A 10,678-nucleotide genomic window follows, 5' to 3' on the forward strand; every position below is an offset into this window, starting at 1 on the left:
ATGCGGCGAGGCCGGGATGTACTTTGATCCGCCTGACGTCAAAAGCATGGCTGAAACAATAAGTAAAATTTTCGACAACAATGCCCTTCGCCTGGACTTGATCGCAAAGGGACTGGAACGATCCGAGCTGTTCGGTTTTGAGAAAACGGCAGAACGATTGTCCGTTCTGTTCGAAAAAGTACTGCATGACAGCAGGCTGAAGACATGAAAGTGATCATCGTTAAATTCATGTCCCTGGGCGATATGGTAATGTCCACGGTCGGTCTTCAAATGATCAGAAATGCCTTTCCCGACAGCGAGATCACCTTGTTGACCCTTGATTCTTCCGAACCAATCTTAAGGCATGATCCTGCTGTCAACAAATTCATCATCGAGCCCACCAATGTCTTTTGGCCCCGGAAAAAACTTGACCGGATCTTGCCGGCCATATTGAAATGGCGGAGCCAGAGATACGATCTGGCTGTTTCGTTTCATGCCGGCCGTGGCCCCAATATGCTGGTGAGTGCCCTGAACGCCAAGGATCACATCCTTCCTGGTCATGGTTCCCTTACGGCAATCGTCAGTTCCAATAAGGATTCATTTTCCCCCGGTATGAATCACTATACCGAAGTTTACCCTGCCATAGCACGCAAAGCCATTGAACAAGAGGGAGGGGACGCCACCGGAGAGATACCTAGGCCGAGGGTGGTATTTTTACCCGAAGAAATACGGAGTATGGACGAATTGCTGGACAAACACAAGCTTGCCCGGAATAATTATGTCGCCATATTCCCCGGGGGGGGCTATAATCCCGGCAACCAGATAACTGCGAAACGTTATCCCCAAATGGGGGCGGCTCTTAAAATGTTCATCCGCCTTGCCACGGACGCCCATATTGTCCTGTTGGGCGCAAATTCTGACCAAGGAACGGTCAGCCAAATAAAGGAATCTCTGGGCCAGGGCCGGGTGGTTGATCTGACCGGAAAAACAACGGTCAGACAGTTCGCAGCGGTCATTCAGGCATCAAGAATGCTGCTGACAAATGACTCCAGCGCTCTTCATATCGCACAGGCGGTGTCCACGCCTACCGTCGCAGTATTCGGTCCCACCAATCCCTTGGAGTTCGTTGACCCCCGCGCGCCGGTGGCCGTTTTCTCGCCTACAAATGCGGTCCCGATATTTTCCGGCAAATACCATGGTGAAGACCTTGCGGCCTCGAGAACCTTTGACGAGATAGACCCGGTGTTAGTCGCGGAAGCAATGAAAAATATATGGTGTCAACATTAACTATTGAGACTAGATCATGAAAATCCTTCTTCTCAACCCGCCCTTTTTGAACCGGTTCTCCCGCGAACAACGCAGCCCGGCAGTGACCAAAAGCGGAACCCTGTACTACCCCATGTGGTTATGCTATGCCGCCGGGTATCTGGAGCAACAAGGCCACCAGGTGGTGCTAATTGATAGCCCGGCTGACAGCCTGCAGTGGCCCGAGATAGAATCCCGCATCACCGTATTTGCCCCCGAGATGGTCGTCCTCGACACCAGCACTCCCAGCATCTACAACGACGTCGAGGTGGGCGCCAAGATCAAGGCGGTGGTGCCCAAATCGATGGTGGTGCTGGTCGGCCCCCACGTATCAGCCTTGCCGGAAGAGACCCTGAAGATCAATCCCGCCATCGATGCGGTGGCCATCCGGGAGTACGAACATACCCTGGCTGAGCTGGCAGAAGTGATCGGGCAAAGAGGTGATCCGACCACCGTTAAGGGACTGGCCTTTAGAAAAGGTGAAAAGATATTCGTTGCTCCCCAGAGGCCATTGGCTGAAGATCTGGATTCGCTGCCCTTCGTCAGCGCCGCCTATCTTAAACACCTTGACCATCGCCACTACTTTTACGGGCATAGCGAATACCCGATAGTGACAATCATAACTGGCCGGGGTTGCCCCCATCAATGCGTTTTTTGCGTGTACCCCCAGGTGTTCTGCAGCCGGAAACCCCGTTTAAGGTCCATTCCGAATGTGGTCAACGAGATTGAGTTTATCTTAAAGAATTACCCCGACGTCAAAAGCATAATGTTTGAGGATGATACCCTTACTTTTAACAAAAAGCGCTGTGTTGAGTTTGCCGAAGAAGTGCTGAAACGTGGTCTCAAATTCAAATGGTCGGCCAATTCCAGATGCGACATTGACCTCGAGACCATGCAGTTATTGAAAAAGGCTGGGGCCGACCTTTTCTGCGTAGGTGTTGAGAGTGGTGACCAAGGGGTGCTTGATCAGATGAAAAAAAGCCTGAAGGTCGAAAGGGTCCGGCAGTTCTTCAAAGACGCCAAGCAGGCAGGTATCAGGTTGCACGGGTGCTTTATGGTTGGTAATCCCGGCGAGACCAAGCAGACCCTGGAGACGACGCTTGAGTTCGCCAAGGAACTGAACCCCGACACGGCCCAGTTCTATCCGATCATGGTCTACCCCGGCACGGAGGCTTACGAATGGGCAAAGTCAAACGGTTTCCTTACCACCACCGATTTCCGGGAATGGCTGACCCCCGAAGGTATGCACAACAGCATAGTCAGCCGGCCCGGATTGACCAGCCGGGATCTGGTCGAATTCTGTGACCGGGCTAGGCGTGAGTATTATCTCAGGCCCTGGTACCTCATGAAAAAAATATGGGACGGCTTGCGTCAACCGGCCGAATTCCAGAGGCTATTAATAGGGTTTAAGACATTCGCCCGATTCCTTTTCCGGGGCGCAGACCCCAAGAAAAAGAGCTGCTGAGGACCATATGGATTTATCAGTAGTCATACCAGTATATAATGCCGAACGGAATATCGGAAACTGCCTTGATGCCGTGTGCAACCAGTCGTTGCCCAGGGAGAGGTATGAAGTGATCGTCGTGGATGACGGCTCTACAGATGGGACGGCTGATATCATCCGCAAATATCCTGGGGTCAGGCTGATCCAGCAGCATAACCAGGGTCCGGCGGCAGCCCGAAACTTCGGGGCTTCCCAGGCAACAGGGAAGATTGTGGTATTTACGGATTCAGATTGTACTCCCACCATTGGCTGGCTTGGTGAAATGACCGTCCCATTTGAATCTGACCCAACTATAGTCGGAGTAAAAGGGGCCTATAGGACCAACCAACGTTCTTTGGTGGCCCGATTTGCCCAATTGGAATATGAGGATAAATACAGATTGTTGTCTCGTACCAGGTATGTTGATTTTATTGATACTTATGCGGCGGCTTATGACCGGGAATTATTCATGTCTTTCAGGGGTTTTGATCTGAATTTCCGCCGGGCCGCCAACGAAGATGTCGATCTGTCATATCGTATCAGCAACCAGGGGCATCATTTGTTTTTTAATCCCCGGGCAATTGTATATCATATTCATCCCGCCCGCCTGATGGAGTATATCCGGAAAAAATATCTTTACGCCTATTGGCGCATGCTGGCACTTCGAAATAACCCCAATAAGATCATTATTGACAGCCACACCCCCCAGCTTACAAAAATGCAGCCATTTCTAATTACCGGCATGATTTTAGCCGGTTTGATGAGCCTCTGGTGGGCACCTTGGGTTATAGTTTCAGCCCTTTTGGGTGGGTTATTCCTTTTGGCTACGATGCCGTTTATTTTATTTTCTTTCAAACGGGACAAAATGGTAGCCGTAGTGGCGGTGGGGATGATCGCAGGCAGGGCTTTGGCTCATTGGTGGGGTATTTGCCGGGGGGCTATGACATTCTTCCTGTTCACCAAACGGCGGCCTCGATAAGTTCTGTATGGGAGGATTAACTGTGCTTCGTGAAAAACGTTCGGTTTTGCAGATTTCGATGCTGATAAGCGATCTGATGATTACTATCGCTTCCTTCTTTATCGCTTACTGGCTTCGGTTATCTATCCCTCTTCCCTGGTTTAAGGAAGGAGGGATATATCCCTTGGTTCCCACCCTTAAGGCACTTTTATTGTTACTTCCACTCTGGTGGCTTCTCTATTCCCGGCTTGGCCGCTACCAACCTGTCAAGATACTGGGGCGGTATACTTTGCCACTGCTTCCGGCGTACAAGGCGAACCTGGTCGGGTTGTTCGTAGCCATCACTATAGCGTATTTCCTCAAGATCATGTCGGTGAGCCGGGCCCTGGTGCTGATATTCTTTACGGTCAATTGCCTGTTGCTCACCATCTGGCGCATGGTGCTGCTGTTCTCCTACCGCCTGTTCTACCAGGAAAAGGATTACCGGCATGTGGTGATAATCGGCAGCGGGGCCGATATTCCCAATTACAGGGGCTTTTCCGGCAAGAATGACGAATGGGGGATAACAGTGGTCCAGGAGCTTGCCCGGTGTCCGGCCGAACATCTGGCCCAGATCCTCCGCGGCAGCGTGGTGGACGATGTGATCTTCGTCACCAATTACTCTAGACTGGGGGAGATCGAGGAGCACATCAGCCTGTGCGAACAGATGGGGGTCGGAGTCCACATCATGACCGATTGGCTGAAAAACCGGGCCAGCATTGCCCGGATCGAGGATTGTTGTGGTATCCCCATGGTGACTTTTGACATCGTCCGGCGTAAAGCCTTGGATCATGTGATTAAAAGGATCATTGACTTTACTGTGGCTGCTACAGTTTTTACAATCACTCTGCCGTTGATGGCGGTGATTGCCCTAGCGATAAAATTGTCATCGAAAGGCCCAGTTCTGTTCTCTCAGACTCGCAGCGGACTTAATGGAAGGGTATTCAAGTTATATAAATTTAGGTCGATGATCCAGGGCGCGGAGAAATTACAGGATGAATTAAGAGAAAAAAACGAGATGTCGGGGCCGGTGTTTAAGATCAAAGACGATCCCAGGCTGACCTTGATCGGAAAGTTATTGCGCAAAACCAGTCTTGATGAATTGCCACAATTGTTCAATGTGATCATAGGGGATATCAGCCTGGTAGGACCCAGGCCATTGCCGGTAGGTGAAGCCAACAACCTGCAGTTATGGCAAAGGCGCAGGCTCAGTGTGATCCCAGGCATAACCTGCTTATGGCAGATTAACGGGCGGAACGAGATAGATTTCGACCAGTGGATGGAGCTTGACATGCAGTATATCGATAGGTGGTCTTTATGGCTGGATATTAAAATTATGCTTTTAACAATACCAGTTGTTTTGATGCAAAAAGGTGCACAGTAACGGCAGAGGTTGATGTAAATGAACTTCAATTTTTGATACTGTCAAGTGTAAAGGCTACTATGCGTGGTCTTAGCCTTTACCGTTTGATAAAGAATTCTTCTTAAACCCTTAGACCCAATCCTGTTTCTCGATAATTGTATTAAGTTGCTGCTTATTATGGACTTTGACCGGTTTATTTGGTATAATTAAAAGATATATTCGGACAAAACTGCAACATCATAACCGTACCTTCTGACTGACCGGAAGCAATATGCCGACAAAATATTATTTGCATAAAACGTCCTTTGCCGATCTGCCGGTCAACGTGGGAAAAGGGACCAAGATCTGGCATTTTTGTCATATCTGCCAGGGGGCTACGATCGGCGAGGATTGCAGCGTCGGCCAGAACTGTTATATATCCTGCCGGGCGGTCATCGGCAATGGCTGCCGGCTGCAGAACAACGTTTCCATCTACGATCTGGTGACCCTGGAGGACCAGGTCTTCTGCGGGCCCTCGGTGGTCTTCACCAACGACCTCAATCCCCGGGCGGCCTATCCCAAACACGGGAAATGGATCCCCACTTTGGTTAAAAAAGGCGCTTCGTTGGGGGCCAACAGTACCATCCTGTGCGGGATAGTCATCGGGAGCCACGCCATGGTGGCGGCCGGGGCGGTGGTCACCAGGGATGTGCCGGATTACGCCGTGATGGCCGGGGTGCCGGCCCGCCAGATGGGCTGGATGTGCGAGTGCGGGGGATCGCTGGATTTTAAAAAGGGCAAAATATCGGCCTGCCCCGATTGCGGACGGAAGTATGTCAACCACGGTAAAAAGAAAATAACCATTCAGCCACAAAAGGCACCCTTCTATTCATCAGGGTAAACTCCGGGCACAAAGGGATTCAAAATAAACAGGAAATTAGAATTGTGTCCATGCAAGAAATATTATTTGTGATTTTTGTGTTTTATGTGGTTAATTCGGGTAAATTAAGTTATGAGGTTGGCAGAATAACAATAAAAATAGAGTCAGCACTGTAATGATAGAACTAAATAAAATCGAACCTGAATTTCTTGAAACGGCCGATCCCTCCGGCATGTATGGGGTCATCTGTTCCATGCCCCGGCAGGCCCGGGAAGTGCTGGAGATCGTCGATAAAACTGAAATGTCCCTGGCCGGTGACCCCTGCCGCAGCCTGATCATATGCGGGATGGGCGGGTCGGCCATTGCCGGCGACATCATCTTGGCCTACGGCCAGGACAAGATGGCCATGCCGGTCTGGGTCCAAAGGAATTACGGACTGCCGGGCTGGGCCGGGACCAATGATCTGGCCGTGATCAGCAGCTATTCCGGCGACACCGAGGAATCCCTTTCCGCTTATCATCAGGCCCAGAAGAAAGGCCTGCGGATACTGGGCATCACCTCCGGGGGAAAGTTAAAATCGCTATGTCAGCAAAATAACAATACCTGTCTGATAATTCCCGGCGGGCTGCCGCCGCGGGGAGCCTTGGGATACTCATTCTTCGGGCTTTGGGGGATGCTGACCAAGCTAGGTTTGATCAAAGCTTCCCGATCCGAGGCGGTGGAGGCGATTGCTCTGCTGGAAACTTTGGCCGCGGAGTTTGCCCTGGAAAATCCGGCCCCCAAAAACCAGGCCAAAGAACTGGCCCTGAAACTCCATAATCACCTGCCGGTGATCTATTCCTCGGTGGACAGCCTATGGCCGGTGGCCCGGCGCTGGACCAACCAGGTCAACGAAAATTCCAAGATGCTTTCTTACTGCGCATTTTTTCCCGAGCTCTGCCACAACGAGATCGTGGGCTGGCAGGAACTTTCCCAGATCCGCCAAAGCACCAAGATCGTGATGCTGTCGGACCGGGAGGACCATAGCTCCAACCAGCTCCGGGCCGGGATCATCTCAGATATCTTAAAGACCGAGGCGGCCGGGATAATCAAGGTCGAAACCATGGGGCAGTCGCTTCTGGCCCGGATGTTCTCGGCCATCTTCCTGGGCGATATGACCAGCTACTACCTGGCGCTTTTGAACCAGGTCGATCCCACCCCGGTGGAGCGGATAAAATTCCTCAAAAGCAAACTGGGGGACGGCAAATGAAGGCCATCATCCCGGTAGCCGGCGCCGGCACGCGTTTAAGGCCCCACACCCACAGCACACCCAAGGTGCTGATCCCGGTGGCCGGGAAGCCCATCATCGGCCACATCCTGAACCAGCTCCAGGGCCTGCCCATCGACGAGGTGATACTGGTTGTCGGCCACATGGGCGATAAGATCCGGGAATATGTCGAAGGCAATTTTCCCTTCAAGACCACCTTTGTCACCCAGGAAAAAGCCAGGGGGCTGGCCGACGCCATCTATCTCACCAAGCAGACGGTGGGGAACGACGATGCCATCATCATCCTGGGGGACACCATCTTCAAGACCAGCTTTAAGGAGATCCTCTCCAAGCCCAATTCCCAGATCGGCGTCAAGCCGGTGGCCGATCCCCGGAGGTTCGGGGTGGTGGAGCAGGACGGCAAAAAAATAACCAGGCTGGTGGAGAAACCGGAGAATCCCAAGACCAACCTGGCCATAGTGGGAATATATCTGATCAGAAAAATGCCACGGCTGTACGCCGCCATCGACCAGTTGTACCAGAAAAAGATCAAGACCAAGGGGGAATACCAGCTGACCGACGCCCTGCAGCTGATGCTGGAGCAGGGGGAGACCATGGAATCGTTCGCCGTGGAAGGCTGGTACGACTGCGGCAAGCCGGAGACCCTGCTGGAGACCAACCGCCAGCTGCTGGAGATGAGCTCGCTCCATCCCACACCGCGGCCGGGGGTGGTGATCAACCCCCCGGTCTACGTCGATCCCGGCGCCAAGCTGGAACACTGCATCATCGGGCCCTATGTTTCCATCGCCGCCGGCAGCAGCATAAAAAATTCCATAATATCCAACACCATCATCGGCGTCAATGTCCAGATAGAGACCATGATGATTCAAAACTCCCTGCTGGGGGACAACGCCACGGTCCGGGGCAAACAGCGGCGGCTCAACGTGGGGGACGGCTCGGAAATCGATCTGACTTAAAAGACAAAGAATATTAATAAACCTTTTATTTTAGGAGAAAAACCAAATGGTAGAAAGAGTCCTCTACAGTTCGGAGTCGGTGACCGAGGGCCATCCCGACAAGGTCTGCGACCAGATATCGGACGCAATCCTGGACGCCATTCTGGAACAGGACCCCAACGGCCGGGTGGCCTGCGAGACACTGGTCACCACCGGGCTGGTGATGGTGGTCGGTGAGATATCCACCAACTGCTATATCCCCTTTCCCAAGATCATCCGCGACACCATCAAGGACATCGGTTACACCGACGCCAAGACCGGGTTCGATTATGAATCCTGCGCGGTGGTGACCTCCATCCAGGAACAGTCCGGCGACATCGCCATGGGGGTGGATGTGGGCGGAGCCGGCGACCAGGGGATGATGTTCGGATATGCCTGCAACGACACTCCGGAACTGATGCCCATGCCCATCCAGCTGGCCCACCAGCTGACCCGGCGGCTGAGCGAGGTCCGCAAGAAGGGGACCCTGGATTACCTCCGTCCCGACGGCAAGTCCCAGGTGACGGTGGAATACGACAACGGCAAGCCCAAGCGGGTGGACACCATCGTGATCTCGGCCCAGCATAACCCCGAGGTCAAGGAGGAAAGGGTCAAGAGGGACATCATCAAGCACGTCATCAACCGGGTGGTCAGCGCCAAGCTGATGGACGACAAGACCAAGATCCTGGTCAACCCCACCGGGCGCTTCGTCATCGGCGGGCCCCAGGGTGATTCCGGCCTGACCGGGCGCAAGATCATCGTGGACACTTACGGCGGACTGGGTCGGCACGGCGGCGGCTGCTTCTCGGGCAAGGACCCCTCCAAAGTGGACCGGAGCGCGGCCTATGCCGCCCGGTACATCGCCAAGAACGTGGTGGCGGCCGGGCTGGCCGATCGCTGCGAGATCCAGCTGGCCTATGCCATCGGAGTGGCCGAGCCGGTCTCCATTGCGGTTGACACCTACGGCACCGGCAAGGTGGACAATGCCAAGATCACCAAGATCATCCGCCAGCACTTTGACCTGACCCCCCACGGCATCATCTCGATGCTCAACCTGAAACGGCCCATCTACCGCCGGACCGCGGCCTACGGCCACTTCGGGCGGGAAGAGGAAGGCTTTACCTGGGAAAAGACCGACATGGCCGCCAAGCTTAAGGCCGCGGCTAAAAAATAAGTGATCATTCAGCCACAAAGACACCAAGACCCGGCCACGATCTTCTGTTCTATAAACCTGGTTTAGTGTCTTAGTGGCTCTGAAGAGTTACAAAATTAAGGAGAAAGAAAGAATGAATTACGATATCAAGGATATCAAACTGGCTGCCCAGGGGAAAAACAAGATCGAATGGGCCGAGAAGTCAATGCCGGTGCTGCGGATCATCCGCCAGCGCTTTGAAAAAGAGAAGACCCTTAAAGGGGTCAAGCTCTCGGCCTGCCTGCATGTCACGGCCGAGACCGCCAACCTGATGCGGACCCTTAAGGCCGGCGGAGCCGAGCTCAGATTATGCGCCTCCAACCCGCTTTCCACCCAGGACGAGGTGGCAGCCTCCCTGGTCAAGGACTTCGGCGTCCAGGTGTTCGCGGTCAAGGGCGAGAACAAGGAGACCTACTACCGCCACCTGAACCAGTCGCTGGACCAGCGGCCCAACATCACCATGGACGACGGGGCCGACCTGGTCTCCGAGCTGCACTCTAAACGGAGCGACCTGCTGAAGAACATCATCGGCGGGACCGAGGAGACCACCACCGGTGTCATCCGTCTGCGGAGCATGGAAAAGGCCGGGACCCTGGCCTTTCCGGTGATCGCGGTCAACGATTCCCTGACCAAGCACATGTTCGATAACCGCTACGGCACCGGGCAGAGCACTTTGGACGGCGTCCTGCGGGCCACCAACTTCCTGCTGGCCGGCTCCACCGTGGTGGTGGCCGGTTACGGCTGGTGCGGACGGGGTCTGGCCATGCGGGGCAAGGGAATGGGCGCCAACGTCATCGTCACCGAGGTGGACAACGTCAAGGCCCTGGAGGCCCTGATGGACGGATTCTTGGTAATGCCCCTGGCCCAGGCCGCCAGGCTGGGAGATCTCTTCATCACCGTCACCGGCGACATCAATGTCATCCGGCCCGAGCATTTCAAGGCCATGAAGGACGGCGCCATCGTCTGCAATTCCGGGCACTTTAACGTGGAGCTGGACCTGGCCGGATTGCGCAAGGTGGCCAAGGCCAAGCGCGAGGTCAGGCCGCTGGTGGAGGAATACACCATGCCTTCGGGACGGCACGTCATCATTCTGGCCGAGGGCCGGCTGATAAACCTGGCCACCGCCGAGGGGCACCCGGCCAGCGTGATGGACATGAGCTTTGCCAACCAGTCCCTGGCCGCCGAGACCCTGGCCAAAAAGGGACGGAGCATGCAAAAGAAGGTCTATTCGCTGCCACAGGAGATGGACCAGCAGATAG

10 protein-coding genes are annotated in these 10,678 nt (G+C 54.0%); all 10 read left to right on the forward strand.

Going from position 1 to position 10,678, the window contains the following annotated elements; genetic code table 11:
* Positions 1-208: glycosyltransferase family 1 protein (locus Q7U71_06270; protein ID MDO9391361.1), on the forward strand; the 208-nt coding region annotated here is incomplete at its 5' end.
* Positions 205-1,266: a glycosyltransferase family 9 protein gene (locus tag Q7U71_06275; GenBank protein MDO9391362.1), complete on the forward strand. Its 1,062-nt coding sequence runs from the start codon at positions 205-207 to the stop codon at positions 1,264-1,266. The genes Q7U71_06270 and Q7U71_06275, both read left to right, overlap by 4 nt.
* A gap of 16 nt (positions 1,267-1,282) precedes the next feature.
* Positions 1,283-2,749 carry a radical SAM protein gene (locus tag Q7U71_06280; GenBank protein ID MDO9391363.1) on the forward strand — a complete coding sequence of 489 codons (1,467 nt, stop codon included), beginning with the start codon at positions 1,283-1,285 and terminating at the stop codon, positions 2,747-2,749.
* A 7-nt stretch (positions 2,750-2,756) separates the two neighbouring features.
* The gene (locus Q7U71_06285; protein ID MDO9391364.1) at positions 2,757-3,746 is read left to right on the forward strand and encodes a glycosyltransferase; all 990 of its coding nucleotides are present in this window, start codon (positions 2,757-2,759) and stop codon (positions 3,744-3,746) included.
* A 22-nt stretch (positions 3,747-3,768) separates the two neighbouring features.
* Complete coding sequence (locus Q7U71_06290; protein MDO9391365.1) at positions 3,769-5,148, forward strand: sugar transferase; 1,380 nt, start codon at positions 3,769-3,771, stop codon at positions 5,146-5,148.
* 250 nt (positions 5,149-5,398) lie between these two features.
* Entirely contained in the window at positions 5,399-6,007 is a 609-nt protein-coding gene (locus Q7U71_06295; protein ID MDO9391366.1) for an acyltransferase, read from the forward strand.
* A gap of 154 nt (positions 6,008-6,161) precedes the next feature.
* Positions 6,162-7,235: a bifunctional phosphoglucose/phosphomannose isomerase gene (locus tag Q7U71_06300; protein MDO9391367.1), complete on the forward strand. Its 1,074-nt coding sequence runs from the start codon at positions 6,162-6,164 to the stop codon at positions 7,233-7,235.
* Positions 7,232-8,209, forward strand: coding sequence for a sugar phosphate nucleotidyltransferase (locus tag Q7U71_06305; protein ID MDO9391368.1), 978 nt, complete (start codon positions 7,232-7,234; stop codon positions 8,207-8,209). Before Q7U71_06300 ends, Q7U71_06305 begins: the two co-directional genes overlap by 4 nt.
* A gap of 46 nt (positions 8,210-8,255) precedes the next feature.
* Entirely contained in the window at positions 8,256-9,401 is a 1,146-nt protein-coding gene (gene metK, locus Q7U71_06310) for a methionine adenosyltransferase (protein ID MDO9391369.1), read from the forward strand.
* 112 nt (positions 9,402-9,513) lie between these two features.
* The coding region (gene ahcY / locus Q7U71_06315; protein ID MDO9391370.1) for an adenosylhomocysteinase at positions 9,514-10,678 on the forward strand (1,165 nt) is incomplete at its 3' end.

It is taken from the genome of bacterium (assembly GCA_030655055.1).
Lineage (GTDB): Bacteria > Edwardsbacteria > AC1 > AC1 > EtOH8 > UBA5202.